The organism is Natronococcus jeotgali DSM 18795, assembly GCF_000337695.1.
Taxonomy (GTDB): Archaea; Halobacteriota; Halobacteria; order Halobacteriales; family Natrialbaceae; genus Natronococcus; species Natronococcus jeotgali.
Map to the genome: position 1 here is coordinate 36,766 of NZ_AOIA01000024.1, position 14,616 is coordinate 51,381.

Annotated in this window: 15 protein-coding genes; 5 read left to right on the top strand and 10 right to left on the bottom strand. The window is 67.9% G+C overall.

The window, feature by feature from the left end; genetic code table 11:
• Positions 1-53: 53 nt before the first annotated feature.
• The 3 genes from C492_RS03335 to C492_RS03345 all read right to left on the bottom strand — a co-directional run bounded on the left by C492_RS03335 (position 54) and on the right by C492_RS03345 (position 3,325).
• Positions 54-500, bottom strand: coding sequence for a hypothetical protein (locus C492_RS03335; protein ID WP_008420469.1), 447 nt, complete (start codon positions 498-500; stop codon positions 54-56).
• A 101-nt stretch (positions 501-601) separates the two neighbouring features.
• On the bottom strand, positions 602-2,059 hold the full coding sequence (locus C492_RS03340; protein WP_008420470.1) for a sulfatase-like hydrolase/transferase: 1,458 nt from the start codon (positions 2,057-2,059) through the stop codon (positions 602-604).
• 306 nt (positions 2,060-2,365) lie between these two features.
• Positions 2,366-3,325 carry a transcription initiation factor IIB gene (locus C492_RS03345; RefSeq protein ID WP_008420471.1) on the bottom strand — a complete coding sequence of 320 codons (960 nt, stop codon included), beginning with the start codon at positions 3,323-3,325 and terminating at the stop codon, positions 2,366-2,368.
• Positions 3,326-3,702: 377 nt separating this feature from the next.
• Between C492_RS03345 and C492_RS24100 the strand changes: the two genes are divergently transcribed.
• Complete coding sequence (locus C492_RS24100) at positions 3,703-3,861, top strand: hypothetical protein (protein WP_160166961.1); 159 nt, start codon at positions 3,703-3,705, stop codon at positions 3,859-3,861.
• A 23-nt stretch (positions 3,862-3,884) separates the two neighbouring features.
• On the opposite strand, the gene C492_RS03350 is transcribed toward C492_RS24100, so the two are convergent.
• From C492_RS03350 to C492_RS03370, 5 genes are all read right to left on the bottom strand, one after another.
• Positions 3,885-5,315: an FAD-binding oxidoreductase gene (locus C492_RS03350; RefSeq protein ID WP_008420472.1), complete on the bottom strand. Its 1,431-nt coding sequence runs from the start codon at positions 5,313-5,315 to the stop codon at positions 3,885-3,887.
• Positions 5,316-5,415: 100 nt separating this feature from the next.
• The gene (locus C492_RS03355; protein WP_008420473.1) at positions 5,416-6,762 is read right to left on the bottom strand and encodes a TIGR00341 family protein; all 1,347 of its coding nucleotides are present in this window, start codon (positions 6,760-6,762) and stop codon (positions 5,416-5,418) included.
• Between the two features lie 141 nt (positions 6,763-6,903).
• Positions 6,904-7,299 (bottom strand): hypothetical protein, encoded by a 396-nt coding sequence (locus tag C492_RS03360; RefSeq protein WP_008420474.1) that lies wholly within the window; start codon positions 7,297-7,299, stop codon positions 6,904-6,906.
• Between the two features lie 138 nt (positions 7,300-7,437).
• On the bottom strand, positions 7,438-8,529 hold the full coding sequence (gene ygfZ, locus C492_RS03365; protein ID WP_008420475.1) for a CAF17-like 4Fe-4S cluster assembly/insertion protein YgfZ: 1,092 nt from the start codon (positions 8,527-8,529) through the stop codon (positions 7,438-7,440).
• Positions 8,530-8,568: 39 nt separating this feature from the next.
• Positions 8,569-8,868 (bottom strand): DUF6432 family protein, encoded by a 300-nt coding sequence (locus C492_RS03370; RefSeq protein WP_008420476.1) that lies wholly within the window; start codon positions 8,866-8,868, stop codon positions 8,569-8,571.
• 244 nt (positions 8,869-9,112) lie between these two features.
• On the opposite strand from C492_RS03370, the gene C492_RS03375 reads away from it, so the two are divergent.
• The 3 genes from C492_RS03375 to C492_RS03385 all read left to right on the top strand — a co-directional run bounded on the left by C492_RS03375 (position 9,113) and on the right by C492_RS03385 (position 11,033).
• Positions 9,113-10,165, top strand: coding sequence for a DUF7093 family protein (locus C492_RS03375; RefSeq protein WP_008420478.1), 1,053 nt, complete (start codon positions 9,113-9,115; stop codon positions 10,163-10,165).
• 129 nt (positions 10,166-10,294) lie between these two features.
• Complete coding sequence (locus C492_RS03380; RefSeq protein WP_008420480.1) at positions 10,295-10,681, top strand: DUF5611 family protein; 387 nt, start codon at positions 10,295-10,297, stop codon at positions 10,679-10,681.
• Positions 10,682-10,850: 169 nt separating this feature from the next.
• Positions 10,851-11,033 carry a hypothetical protein gene (locus C492_RS03385; protein ID WP_008420481.1) on the top strand — a complete coding sequence of 61 codons (183 nt, stop codon included), beginning with the start codon at positions 10,851-10,853 and terminating at the stop codon, positions 11,031-11,033.
• Position 11,034: 1 nt separating this feature from the next.
• Here C492_RS03385 and C492_RS03390 read toward each other — a convergent pair whose 3' ends face one another.
• On the bottom strand, positions 11,035-12,363 hold the full coding sequence (locus C492_RS03390) for a dicarboxylate/amino acid:cation symporter (RefSeq protein WP_008420484.1): 1,329 nt from the start codon (positions 12,361-12,363) through the stop codon (positions 11,035-11,037).
• Between the two features lie 79 nt (positions 12,364-12,442).
• Positions 12,443-13,957 carry a heme-binding protein gene (locus C492_RS03395; protein WP_008420486.1) on the bottom strand — a complete coding sequence of 505 codons (1,515 nt, stop codon included), beginning with the start codon at positions 13,955-13,957 and terminating at the stop codon, positions 12,443-12,445.
• 128 nt (positions 13,958-14,085) lie between these two features.
• Here C492_RS03395 and C492_RS03400 point away from each other — a divergent pair, with 128 nt between their 5' ends.
• Entirely contained in the window at positions 14,086-14,610 is a 525-nt protein-coding gene (locus C492_RS03400; RefSeq protein WP_008420487.1) for a PadR family transcriptional regulator, read from the top strand.
• Positions 14,611-14,616: the final 6 nt, after the last annotated feature.

Genomic DNA, 14,616 nt, shown 5'->3' on the forward strand with positions numbered 1-14,616 from the left:
CGAAATGACGTATTTCTGTCGCGGTCGGTCGGCGGGTGTGGCCCGCGAGGACGTTACGCTCCGTCGCCGTTCGCCTCGAGGTCGTCGGCCGCCTGTCGTTTCTTCGCGGCCTCCTCGCGGAACTCCGTGATCCGGTCCTGGAGCTCGCTCCCGACGAGATACGCGAAGTCGTCGGGCATCAGCCCGCGCTGGACGTCGATCGTCACCATCGTATCGCAGCCCTCGACGATCTCGGGCGCCCACTTCCCCCGGGCGAGCTTCGACTCGTCGGTGACGACCGCCTCGCCGTCCTCGACGTCGATGAAGGCGGTGACGGTGTTCCAGATTCCCGGATCGCTGGTCGTCGCCTCGTCGAATAGCCCCTCGAGCCGGCTCTCTTTGATCGGCTCGTCCCGCAGTTCGACGACCAGGTCCTCGAGGGCGTCGGCGATCGCCTCGTCCTCGGCGGCTCGCTCGCGAAGCGCTTCGGGCCCGGAGTCGTCGCGTCCGGATCGGCTCATCGGTCCCCCTCCGTCGCGATCGGTCCGTCGGTCATGGACGTGCCTACCCGCCTCGGGACCGTAAACGTACGCTTCCGGGCCGGGAGATCGGCCCGCGGGTCTCAGCCCCGATCTCGCAGGACGTCCGGCACCCACTTCCGGTTCGGATCGTCGGTTCGCTCCATCCAGTCGACCAGTCGCTCCCGCATCGCCCCGCGGACGTCGGCGTAGTCGGGGTGGTCGATCAGGTTCTGTAGCTCCGCGGGGTCGGCTGCGAGGTCGTACAGCTCGTCGATATCCGGGCCGTTGTAGACGTACTTGTACCGCGCCGTGCGGACCATCCGCTGGGTGTAGAGCCCGAACTCCTCGCCGTGGTACTGCGCGAAGACGGAGTCGGGACGCTCCTCGGGATCCTCGCCCTCGAGCAGGGAGACGAGACTCCGGGCGTCGAAGGACTCGGGCACCTCGAGGTCACCCATCTCGAGGAAGGTCGCGGCCAGGTCGTGGAGGTGGACGGGCGCCTCGCAGACGGAGCCGGGCTCGACGACGCCCGGCCAGCGAACCTGCAGCGGGATCCGGTAGGTGTCGTCGTACATCAGCGGCCCCTTATTGAACTGGCGGTGGCCGCCGACGAAGTCGCCGTGGTCCGAGGCGTGGACGACCGCGGTCTCCTCCTCGAGGCCGCGCTCTTCGAGGACCTCGAGGATTCGCTCGAGCTGGTCGTCGATCATCGTCACGAACCCGCGGTACTTCGCGATCGCCTCGGCCCAGGTCTCCCAGTCGAAGTCGGCGACGCCCCGGTAGTGCAGGAAGTTCTCGTGGACCCGCGGCTTCCCGTCGTAGGTCTCGGCGTAGCTGTCGGGCCGTTCGATCTCCGCGGGGTCGTACATCGAGGCGTAGGGCTCGGGGACGACGTAGGGGTGGTGAGGACCGTAGAAGTCGGCACGGTGGAAGAACGGCCCCTCGCGGTCGCCTTCCGCGTGGGCCTCGATCGCATCGATCGTCCGCTCGGCGAGGAAGTACGCCCGCGTGTCCTCGACGTCGACGGGCGTTTTCGCGGCGACGAAGGTTCCGTCCTCGCTCCCGCCGCGGGTGTAGAGCTCGTCCTCGAGGTCGGTCTCCTCGATCGGCGTCCCGCGCTGGCGGCGGTACTCGCGGAACGCCTCGTCGATGTCGTCGTGGTGTTTGTCGCTCCCGCCCAGATAGGAGAAGCCGAAGTCCTCGGGCGTCTGGTCGTCGCCGACGTGCCACTTGCCCGTGTAGGTCAGCTCGTAGCCCGCCTCGGCGAGCAGCCCGGAAAACGTCGGCAGCTCGGTCGGGAGGTTCGCCCGGATCGCGTCGGCCTCGTGGCTGTTGTTCAGCATGCCGTGGCCGTGGGGGAAGCGTCCGGTCAGCAGGGAGGCCCTGGCGCTCGTACAGATGCTGATCGGCGTGAACGCCCGCTCGAACCGCATCCCCTCCCTCGAGAGCCGATCCATCGTCGCCGTCTCGACGGACGGGCCGTCGGGCGCGGAGTAGTCGTACCGTTCCTGATCGGTGAGGACCAACAACACGTTCGGACGACCGTCGGCGTTTGCCATCGGCCGTCGTACGGCGGGGCCGCAGTTAACTCTTGGAGGCGACACCCCGGAGACGGCGAGCGACGGGACGGTCGGTGACCGGTACCCGCTTCACTAAGATCGATCGGAACGACCCTACGGGTAGATGACCTCGAGCGAGCTGCGGTTTCGAGACCGTCCCCCCGACCGTACGCGCTCGCTTGCGCTTGTCCTCGGGGGAGGGGTTCCCGCCTTCCGCGGCACGCGTTCCGACGTCCGCTCACGACGTCAGGACGCGCTTGTCTCGGGGTCCCGGCGAGAATCCTGCCAGGTCGAGCGGAGGGAGTTCTACCGGTGGATATCCAACAGCTCTATCTGCTCCTGATACCGGTTGCGAATCGTCACCTCGGTCACTTGCGCCACCTCGGCGACGGCTTTCTGCGTCCGTTTCTCGTTACAGAGCAGTGCGGCGGCGTAGATCGCGGCCGCGGCGAATCCGGACGGGCCGCGGCCCGATAGTAACGGATCGGCGGTCTCGTCGATGATCTCGTTCGCCTTCACTTTCACCTCCTGGGGAAGATCGAGCTTCGAACTGAATCGCGGGACGTACTGTTTCGGATCGATCGGCAGTAGCTCGAGGCCGAGTTCGTTCGAGACGTATCGGTACGTGCGGCTGATCTCGAGACGCTCGACCCGTGAAACGTCGGCGATCTCCTCCAGCGAACGCGGGATCCCCTCCCGTCGACAGCCCGCGTAGAGTGCGGCCGTGGCCACTCCCTCGATCGACCGTCCGCGGATCAGATCCTCGTCCAACGCCCGCCGGTAGATCACGCTCGCCACCTCGCGAACGTCTCGCGGAACGCCCAGCGCGCTCGCCATCCGATCGATTTCGCTGAGCGCAAACTGGAGGTTCCGCTCCCCGGCATCCTTCGTCCGGATTCGCTTCTGCCACTTCCGCAGCCGGTGCATCTGCGATCGTTTGTCGGACGATATCGCGCGACCGTACGCGTCTTTGTTCTTCCAATCGATCTCGGTGGTCAGCCCTTTGTCGTGCAGCGTGGTGGTGGTCGGCGCACCGACTCTGGACTTCTCCTGTCGCTCCTGGTGATTGAACGCCCGCCACTCCGGACCGGAATCTACGAGCTCCTCCTCGATAACGAGGCCGCACTCTTCGCAGATCCGTTCCCCGCGGCTGGACCGGTGGACGATCTCGTCCGAGTCACACCCCGGACAGGTGTCGTTCCCAGTTTCGTCCTCGGAGCGCTCCGTTTCGTGCTCTCCGTCGTCGAGCCGGGCAGACCAAACCATGGTTTTCCACAGACGGACCGCTGGAGGATAAAGTTTGAATTATCCGTTTGACACCTACCGCAGAGGGCGAGCCGCTACGCGTCGGGACGGGCGCCCATCTCGCGTTCACTCGGGAGGCCGACGAGCGGGAGCTCCAGCCGGCGTTCGCGTGGGACGCCGAGGCGGCGATCAGCTCGAACCGGAAGATCCGGAACCTCGAGCGAACGGAAGATGCCGGGTCTGCCTCGCTCACGATCGCGAGCGCTTCGAGGCGCTTCCGGAGCCGCTCGAGAGCCTCACGTGGTCTCGAAAGGACTCCCGGTGACAGGCGTCGGCTCGAAGTTCGGTTCCCCGGTGCGGATCACATAATTCAAGAGATCGTACTCGAAACTCCGCCTGTGCCAATCGCGTACTGCGAGGAGTGCGACTGGAGCCGCCGCGTCGAGGACGACGCCGACGGCGAGCTCAACGAGGCGATGATCCGCCACTACGTCGAGACCGGTCACTCGGTCGAGCAACGCGAGCTCCGGGAGTCGGATCGCGAACTCGAGTCGTAGCGGCCGCGGTCGTTCCCTTCCACTCAGCCGTCGGCCCGGGGCTCGACGTTCCCCGGGAGCCGGAACAGGTTCTCCGGATCGTACTCGGTCTTGAGCTCGACCATCCGACCGTAGTTGTCGCCGTAGCGCAGCCTCGCGGGCTCGGCCTCCAGCCCGGGGAAGTTACCGTACCGCCCCGAGGCGACCGACAGCGCCTCCGCCTTCGCGATGACTGCGCGGGCCCACTCGAGGTTCGCGTCGTCGGCGTCGGGGTCCTCCCAGTTCGCCTCGACGGTGAGCATGTGGGGTTTGTCGCGGTGCCAGAACGCCGTCGCGTCGCGGGGAACGTCGGCGACCGTCCCGTCGAGGTGCCAGAGGTCGATCGTCGACAGCGCCGACGGCGCGGACTCGGTGTGCTCGAGCATGAGATCGACGACCTCGTCGGTGTACTCCTCGAGGTAGATCGCCTTCCAGTAGTACCGGAGGCCGTCCGGGTAGTCCTCGTCGAGCATCGACTGCAGGTCGACGTACGCCATCTCCCCGCTGAGATCGACCAGCGGTTCCGCACTCTCGAGTAGCGACCCGAAGACCTCGTCGGCGTCTGCGGGGTCGCCGCGCGAGGAGCCGAGCATCCCGATCGCGGGCTCACCCCACGACTCCTCGGGGAACTCCTCGAGGTCGGGAACGTGGGCGGTAAAGGCGAGCACGCCCGCGTTTCGCGGCGCGTCGGCGATCCACTCCCGGTAGCGGGCCATCACCGCGGGCGCGTCGTCGGCGCGGAACCAGGGGAAGAAGGCGGACACCTCGGGGCCGACCTCGTGGAGTTCGTACTCGAAGGAGGTGACGATCCCGAGGGCACCCCCGCCGCCCCGCAGTCCCCAGAACAGGTCCGGGTTCCGTTCGTCGCTCGCCGTCCGAACCCGTCCGTCGGCGGTGACGACGTCGACGCTCACCAGGTTGTCCAGCGCCAGTCCGTACTCGCGGCTGAGGTGGCCGTACCCCCCGTTGAGCGTCAGCCCCGCGATCCCGGTCTGGGAGACCGCGCCGAGTGCGGTCGCGAGGCCGAACAGCTGCGTCTCGCGGTCGACGTCGCCCAGCGTCGCCCCGCCCTCGGCCCGCACCGTCCCCGCCTCGCGGTCGACTCGTACGGCGGTCATCTCCGAGAGGTCGACGACGAGCCCGCCGTCGTTGACCGCCGTCCCGGCGACGTTGTGCCCGCCGCCCCGGACGGCGACCTCGAGGCCCTCCTCGCGGGCGAAGTTCACCGCCGCGACGACGTCCGCCACGCCGGAACAGCGGGCGACGACCGCCGGGTAGCGATCGATCATCCCGTTCCAGATCTCGCGCGCGTCGTCGTACGTCGGATCGGACGGGCGAACGACCTCGCCCGCGAAATCGGCCGCGAGCGACGCGACGGCCTCCTTCGAGAGGGTCGCGAACGACTCCTCGCCAGGTGTCTTGTCAACAGTGCCCATGTTCGAACGGACGCGTCCGGTGTAGATAACGTCGTAGTCACGGGGGCGGGACGATCAGCCGAACGGGGACGTCGACTGTCGTTCGTGGTCGGCCGGGCCGTCACCGCTCCGTCGGAGAGGCCGAGGACGGGACGGTCGTCCGCGTCTCGCTATCGGGACCGCGGTCCTCGGCGACGACGTACTGCACCTCGACGGTCGGACCGTCGGCGGTCGTTCCGATCGCTTCGGAGAGTCGATCGGCCAACCCCGGAACCGGTCCCGGGTCCGAAGCGACGATCGTGACGGTGATCCGATCGACCGACTGGATCGGGTAGTTCTCGTCGAGTTCGACCGCGACGTCCCCGGCCTCGAGCTCCTCGTACTGGGGTTGCTCGAGTACCACCGAGACCTCCTCCTCGGCCGACGACTCGAGCTGGGTCGTCTGGAAGTCCAACAGGGTGATGCCCGCCAGCGGCGCGGCCAGCACCAGCAGCGCGATCCCGAAGACGGCCGCGTACCTGTAGGTCGGCCCGCGGGTCGGCGAGACCTCGAACAGCCCTTGCGGCCGGTAGCCGGCGATCCACAGCGTGGCGATCGCCGCGAGGTTGATCGACAGCAGGTTGACGGCGACGAGCACGCCCGCACCCAGGGCCGCGCCGTACATCCCCCAGGCGACCGTGATGCCGACCGCGGCGGCGGGCGGGATGAGCGCGGCGGCGATCATCACGCCGACGATCGCCTCCGAGAATCCCCGCGTGAGACTCAGGATGCCCGCGACGCCGGCACCCAGCGCCACGGCGATCGAGAACAGGTTCGGCGAGACCCGCTCCTCGAGTTCGGTGGCGACGACGATGTCGACCCCCGCGGGCTCGAGGCCGGCCAGCCGCGCGAGGGTCGCGAGGCCGATCGACGCGGCGACGACCAGTCCGACACCGACGGCCTGGTACCGGAATCCGGTCGACTTGAGGGCGTCGTCGCCGGTGACGATCCCGATACTGGCGGCGAGTGCGGGGCCGAGCAGCGGCGCGATCACCATCGAGCCGACGACGACCGCCGGGGAGTCCGCGAGCAGTCCGGACGTGGCGACGACGGCGCTGATGAGCAGCATGACCGCGTAGATCGAAAACTGCGGCGTGAACTCCTCGGCTTTGGTCCGGAGCACCTGCCTCGAGGTGCGCGAACCTCGCCGTCCGCCCCGGCCGTACTGGTCCCGGAGCGTCGTGAACTCCTCGGAGATGACCGTCTCGGCGTCGATCACCACGACCCGTGCGTCGTCGCTCACGCCCGCCCGCCGCAGGCGATCGAGCACCGGTTCGACCGCCCGCGTCGGCAGCGGGAACCGAACGACGGCCGTGTACCCCCTGCCGCTGGTCTCGTCGCTGACGACGTACTCGATCTCCTCGTCCTCGAGGATGTTCAGGACGGCCTGTCGTCGCCCCTCCGGCACCGCGATCTCGAGATAGCGCATGGGGGGACGTCCACCGAGCGACGAATAATACGGTGGGACCGTCGGCCGGGGCGCTACCGGACCGCGAAGCGACTCGAGGCCGGTACTCGTCGTCGGCAGTCGGGCGCGGATCGTCAGGCCAGCCCTCGAGCTCGCTGCCCGTCAGTGGTCGCTGCCGACGATTCCGCAGGCGATCGACTCGGGCTCGAGCAGCTCCTCGCCGTCGACGGCCTCGGGATCCAGCAGCAGTACCGCGTCGTCGGGCATCCCCTGTTCGATTCGCACCTCGCGGCCGAGTTCGGCCTCGAGGTCGTCGACGTCCTCGAGGTCGCTTTCGCGCTCGCAGAGGAGTTCGGCGTTCGCCCCCGAGAGGACGAAAACGAGCGAGCCCGGTTCCGAAACGTCGCTCTCGGCGGCCTCGAGCAGCTCCGAGAGGGAATCGGAAGTGAGCTCCTGAAACGAACGGATCGTTACGCGATCGGTGTCGGAGCCGGCGGCGTCCTCGGATTGGGTTCGGACGCGGTCGGTCAGCTCCTCGAAGTCGGTGTCCTCGTCCATAGTCGAACGCCACCGTCGACGTCCTTCACGCTGGTCCCGGCCAGTTCCGGCTCGTAAATCCGCTCGAGTCCGTATCGAGCAGCTGTGTCGCGTGCGGAACGACGATGTCTACAGGAACAGACGACCGAAACGACGATACTACTGGTACTCCGGCAACCGGTCCGAGCGGTCCGAGCCGTCGACGAACGGGAGGTCGGTTCGCACGGCCGGGACCTCCTCGCCACCGACGCGGACCGTTAGTTCGTCGGCCTCGAGCCCGAACTCGACGACCGCGAGCGCGATCGGCTCCTCGAGCAGCGGGCTCGTCTCCGCTCGGGTCACCTCGCCGACCGACGAGTCGCCGTCGAAGACCGCGGCGCCGGCGTCGGGGACGGCCTCGCCCTCGAGTGCGAGTCCGACCAGGCGCTTGCTGGGCTGGCCGCGGTTCTCGACGCGGGAGACGACCTCCTGGCCGACGTAACAGCCCTTCTCGAAGTCTAAGGCGTTTCGCAGGCCGAGCACGTTCGGAATCCGTCCCTCGAGTTCGGTCTCGAACAGCGGCGATCCCGCCTCGAGCGTGAGCGTGTCCCACGTTCGGTAGCCGAAGGGGGCGGCGTTGAGTCCCTGGTTCAACAGGACGTCGTAGACGTCCTCGGCGGCGTCGGCCGCACAGATGACCTCGTAGCTCTCCTCGCCGGTGAGCGCGTCGGTCCGGACGACGGTGACGCCGTCGTCGCCCATCGAGCCGCGGACGAACGAGTACCGTTCGTCGGGGGAGGCGGCGCCGTTGAGGACGCTGGCGATCTTCTCGGTCGCGTGGGGGCCGTGGACGCCGAAGACGGCGTAGTCGTCGGTCGCGACCCGGATCTCGACGTCCTGGATAAAGACCTTCTCGGACCACTCCTCGGCGAGATCCTCGGCGTGGGCGGGCGGGGTAAAGAGGAGCAGCCGCTCGCCGGCGTTGTAAATGTAGAGTTCGATCTCGATGCGGCCCTGGGGGCCGAGGACGAGCGCGTAACAGCCCCGGCCGTCCTCGCTCGGAACGCGGTTCGAGACGACGTTGTCGACGTACTCGAGGCGGTCCTCGCCCTCGACGACGACGACGCCGTAGGCGGCCTCGAGCAGCCCGACGCTGTTTCTGACCGCGCGGTGGGTCCGTTCGGGCCGCCCGTAGTGTTCGACGACCGTTTGGCCGGCGCGATCGCCGAACGCGGCTCCGAGATCCGCGTGAATGGACTCGATGACGCTCATGAACGCCGAAAGGGGACCGACACCCTCAGGCGTTTCGATTCAAAAGGGCAGCCGATCGCGGAGCCAGTCGCCGATCGACTGCTCGTCCTCGTCGTCGGTCGGCACCTCCGGAACGACGCGGTCGGCGGGTTTGATAACCGTCTCGCTGGCGCCGGGTTCGACGACGATCAGGTCGTCCTCCTTGAGGGCCTCGAGCGCCCGCTCGAGTTCGTCGATGTCGACTTCGGCCGCCGCACGGAGCGCGAAGACCGTCATTCCGTCGTCGGCGCGGTCGACGAGCGCGTCGAGTACCGCTACCTCGGTTTCCGCCCGATTCCGGTACTCCCGCTTTGCTCTCATCCGTGCATCCATTCGTCGACCCGGGATTTGACGTTTGTCGTTCGCTCGGGACGCTCGCGACGGCGCCGTCGAGCGTGGCGGTGGGGACGGACGGAGCCTGCCGAGACGGGAAGGGGCGCGAGTACGCCGAGCGGCGCTCGAGGCGGTCGTCCGAACGACTTCCGAGCGACGCCGTCTGCGGCTCAACCGTCGCGATAGCGGCCAGGCAACACGTTTTTGATGCCGTGCTGGGAAGGGTGGGATCATGGGTCTGCGATGTTCGCTGCTCGGTCACGACTACGGAGACGTCGACGTCGAACGCGAGCGCGAGGAGCGGGGGAGCGAGGTCGTCCTCACCGTCCGGGAGTACGAGGAGTGTACGCACTGCGGCGACCGACACGTCGTCAGCGAGAACACCGAAGTCCGGAGCATCTCGGCGTCGGCCGGCGTCGGTCCGCGATCGGCAAAGCCGCCCGCGGCGAACCCCGGGTCGACCGACGCCGGCGTGTTCGCCGAGGAGACGGGCGAAACGGACGCGGCGTTCGTCGACGCCGCGGAGGCCGGATCCGACCCGTCGTCGGTCCGCTCGAGCGGTCCCGGTCCCGACGCGCGGTCGGAAGCCACCGGAACCGAGTCCGTCGACACCGACGCCGAAACCGAGCCGTACGATCCCGGGATAGCGCCGCGCGGGGCCGACGCCGAATCGCGTCGAACCGCCGATACTCCGGCGGAGACGTCGGCGGAGACGTCGAACGGACACACCGGCGTCGGCGCCGGCATCGAGCTCCCGACGGACGAGAACGGCGACCCCGTCACCGACGACGGCGAGATCCTCGAGGACGACGGGCCGACGACCGAGGACCGCGAGTACGGCGAGTGGCCCGACTCCGACGACGTCGGCCCGCCGATCGAGACCGAGACCGACTCCGAGACCGAGACCGACGACTGGCCCGACAGGGAGTCCGAACCGCTCGAGGACGACGCGATCCTGCTCGACACCGGGACGAGCGAGGCACCCTCGAGCGAGCTCGAGTCGGCGCCGTCGTCCGAAGCGACGGCCGGCGGCCCGCCGGCCGCGGGAGACGAGGAGACGGCGGTCGACGCGGAGTCCGACGCCGACCCGGGTAGCGGAATCGAACGCGTCGACGAGGCGCCGACGCCCGGGAACGAGGGGGGGATTCCGGGCGGCAACGGCCAGGCGAAACTGCACTGTCCCCGCTGCGGGTTCACCGCGGGGAGCGACCGTAGCTCGCTTCGAACCGGAGACATCTGTCCCGACTGCCGAATGGGGTACCTCGGCGTCCAGCCCGACCGCTGACCGACGAGACGACCTCGTACCGAGCCGACTCGCAGCCGCGCCCTCCGACGCCGCTTTCGCTCGAGCCGGTCGGGAGACCCGACAGCGGCTATGAAAAGAGGTAAACACTCCCCCGTGTATCTCCAATTCATGAAGGAGTACAAGATGCGCCGCGGTGAGTATCTCGAGGAGCGAATCCCCGATATGGAGGGAACCGTCGAGGAGTACTTCGGCCCGATCACGGACACCGAGGAGTTCAAGGGAAGCGACCTGTTCCTCATCGAGGAGCCCGAAAACCCCGTCTTCGAACGGATCGTCGTCGGCACCGTCGAATACTCCGGCAAGAAGGACAAACTCGCCGTGGAGTTCCACGAGCGCGACCCGACCGAACTCGGCCCCGACGAACTCGAGGCCGCCGGCGAGGCCGTCGACGCGAAAAACGACTTCCTGCTCGAGGCGACCGGTCGGGACGCCAAGTCCCGACGCGAGTCGATGAAACGGCAGGTCGAGGACGATCCGGATCACGACTTCGACTGAGCGACCCTCTCCTCTGCGGATTCCCGCGCGTTCGGCCCTTCGCTGCGACCGCACCGAAACCGCCCGTTAGACGACGTCTCCGAGAGCCGAGCGATCGGCGACCGAACGCGAGCGAACCGACCGTCCGGATCCGAAACGGCTATCGGATCGGCGTCGAACGATACGACGAATGGAGAGCGCATCGTTTCTGCTCGCGACGGCGCTGGCGAACGTCGGGTTCGCGGTCTTCGTCGTCGCACACGGCGCCCTGACCGACCGCGAGACGGGCAACTGGCCGTACGTGACGCTCGTACTCGGACTGGCCGGCGTCGCCGGCTACTTCTTCTACGACGGGGACGACGGCGCGGCCTGACTCAGTCGTTCGTCGCGACGTCCTCGTCGCCGCCAGCCGGGGTCGGCGCGTCGGACCAGGCGCCCTCGGTGAGATCGATCGCGTCGGTCCACTTGGCGACGACCGACGAGACCGCGAGGTCCCCGGTGACGTTGTTCGTCGTCGCGATCCGACCCAGGATCGGGTCCACGCCCGCGACGAAGCCGACGATCTCGAGGGGGAGACCGATCGCGCTCAGGATGACCGTCAGCATGATCAGCCCGGCGCCGGGGACGCCCGCGGTGCCGACGCTGATGAGGATCACGGTAGCGAGCACGAGCACCTGTTCGCCAAGTCCCAGCGAGACGCCGACCAGGTTGGCGGCGAACACCGCCGTCACCGCCTGTCGGATCGCCGCCCCGTCCATGTTGATCGTCGCCCCCAGCGGCAGCGAAAAGCCGTAGACCGATTCGTCGATCCGGAGGCTCTCGTCGGCGTCGGCGACCGTCACCGGGAGGGTCCCGCTCGAGGAGCGGATCGCGAAGGCCGTCAACATGGCGTCTTTCGCACCGTTGAGAAACGCCATCGGCGACTGCCCGAGGATCCCGATCGTCATCACGCCGAGGTAGGTGACGGTCATGTGAATCACGATCCCCAGCGCGATGACTCCGACGAGCGACCCCAGTTGGACGATCGCGCCCAGCCCCTCAGTGCCGATCGAGGCGGCCATCAGCGCGAAGACGCCGACGACGCCGTACTCCATGACGCCCCAGACGATCTTGAACAGCGCCTCGGTGCCGGCGTCGACGAAGGCGAAGAAGCCGTCGATCGCGTCCGCGATCGCCTCCTCGTCGGTCGCCTCGCGAACCATCGTCAGCGCCAGCCCGAACACGATCACGAAAAAGATCGTCGCGAGGATGTCGCCCTCGGCCATCGCGCCCAGCGGGTTCTCGGGAACGATCCCCAGCAGGACCTCCGTGACCGTCGGCGGTTCGGCCTCCTGGGCCTCGCCGCCGGTGAACTCCACGCCGCGCCCGGGATCGAACAGGTTCGCGACCGCGAGCCCGATCGCGGCCGCGATCGTCGTCGTCACGACGTACAGGCCGACCGTGAGGCCGCCGACTTTCCCCAGTCTCGAGGGCGTCAGCTTGCGCATCCCGCCGAGCAGGGTGAAGACGACGATCGGGATGATCAGCATCTCGAGCAGGCGCAGGAAGAGGTCCCCGAGCGGGCTGAGAGCGCCGGCCTGCTCGCCGACGGTCGCACCCAGTGCCGTTCCGAGCGCGAACGCGACCGCGATGCGATAGATGATCGGTACCGACCGGTAGCGGCGCCACGTCCGCCACAGCGTCGACTCGTGGGTCTCGCTCATCGAGCGAACGGAGGAGCGGGAGGTATCAACCGGTGTCGATATCGGCGAAGCTACCCGTCACCCGCGACGGGCGAGCGGCTCAGGCGAGGAAGACGTGCCGCGGCCGCTCCTCGAGGACGTCCCGGCCGAACTCGACGGCGTCGGCGAAGGCGTCGCTGCGGAAGAACTGCATGGCGTCCTCGCGGGCGTCCCAGCGGCTGGCGATGAACATGTCGTTCTCGTCCTCCCGATTTACGAGCAGGTCGGTCTTGCGGTGGCCCTCCATGTCCGCCAGCAGTGCGCCGGCGTCCTCGAAGGTGTCGACGAAGTCCCCGCGGTGCTCGGGCTTGACCGCGTAGAACATCCCCATCGTTCCCCAGGAGTCCTCGTTGTTATCGCCGGCCTGCCGCACGATATCGGGCAGATCCGCGAGGAACCCAGCGGCGGTATTCGCCGCGCGCTCGGTCTCCCAGAGGCTGACGACGGCGGTCTCGCTTCCCTCGTCGGCGAGTTCGCTGGGTTCGTAGACGGCCGTCTTGACGTGGGTGTCGTAGTGATCGAAGTTCGTCCGGAGCCCGTCGACCTCCTCGTGCAGTTCCGCGGGGTCGGCCGCCGAGTAGAGCACGACCGCGTGGACGTCCTCGCCGTGGGGCTGGCCCGCGTAGACGCCCATCTCCTCGAGTTCGCTGCGGACGGACTCGTCCTCGTCGTCTCCGCCGTGGTGGCGTCCGCCGTCCCCGCCGGACTCGCCGTGGTGGTGACCGCTCGAGTCGCCGTGGTGACCGCCGCGTGCGGACTCGCCGCCGTGATGGCCGTGTTCGGTCTCGTCTTGCGGGATCGACTCTCCCGCAAGGAAGGCCTCAAGCTGTTCGGGCGGGAACCGCCGTCCGGAGAGGAACCGACCGAACTCCGCGAACCGCGAGGTCGAGGGGTCGAACCGCATCTCGTAGAGCAGGTCCTTGACGTCGGTCGGGTCGTCGGCGAACAGCGTCACGCCCCACTCGAAGTCGTCCAGGCCGATGCTGCCGGAGATGATCTGGGTGACCCGACCCGCGTACTCCTTGCCGATCTCGCCGTGGCTCGAGAGGTGGTCGGCCCGCTCGTCGAACGGCAGGTCGTACCAGTTGTCCTCGTCGCCGCGGCGCTTGTCCATCGGGTAGAAGCTGACGAACTCGCTGTCGGGGATCGACGGCTCGAGCCGGGTCTCGATGTACCGGCGCATCCCGGTGTCCTCGACCTCCGCGTCGTCCTCGAAAAATTCCTCGGACATATACCCCGAGACCTCCGTCACCGAGAGATATGAGTCCGCCCGCTCGGTGTACTCCGCGAGCGCGGTTTGCTCGAACCCTCGCTCGAGCGCGTCGATGTCGGAAAGCGTCGGCCGCAGGTGGAGCACCAGCAGGTCGGCCTTGTGGCCGAGCACCGCGAACGTCGCCGACTCGCCGTCCTCGGCGTCGACGGCGTCCTCGGCGGCCGAGAGGTAGTCGACTCCCTCCGCGAGCGCCCTCGAGCGGTGCCGTTCGGGGGCGTCCCGCCAGGCGTCCCAGTCGATCGACCGGAAGTCGTGGAGCACGTACCAACCCTCTTCGGTCTGTGGCGGTCGTCGTCGTTCCATACGCGCGGGTTAGGGCGGCGGCGTCAAGAAGGACCGGGTTTCGCTCGAGAGCGATCGCGCACCCTTCGAGCCCTCGTGAACGGGGTGACCGAAACCCTTTACGTACGTCCGTTAAAACCTCGACTCACATGCGGAAGAGCGGACCGCCGAAGGGAGTGATCGCGTATCTCGTCCTCGAGTTGCTCGAGGAGAAACCCCGGTACGGGTACGAAATTCTCAAGGAGATCCGCGAGATCAGCGGCGGCCACTGGGAACCGTCCTACGGCTCGGTCTACCCCATCCTCTACAAGTTCGAGGAGAAGGGGTGGGCCGAGCGGATCGAACGCGAGGACGAACCCGACCGAAAGTACTTCGAGCTGACCGAGGACGGCCACGCGGAGCTTACCGACCGCCGGGAGTCGAGCGCCGAGAAGGCCCGGGACTTCGCCGACGTCATCCTCGGGTTCTTCCACGTCTACGCGGCGTTTGCGACCGACGAGCGGTTCGAAGTTCCGGAAACCGACGACGAGTGGCGATTCGACGAGACGTTCAGCGCCTGGATCGTCGAGCAGGTCGTTCGCCACCACGAGCACTACTTCGATACCGACTTCGAGCGTATCGAGGACACCCCCGAGGAGTTCTACGAGCGCCACGGAATCGACGAGGCGGAGTAGCTGGCG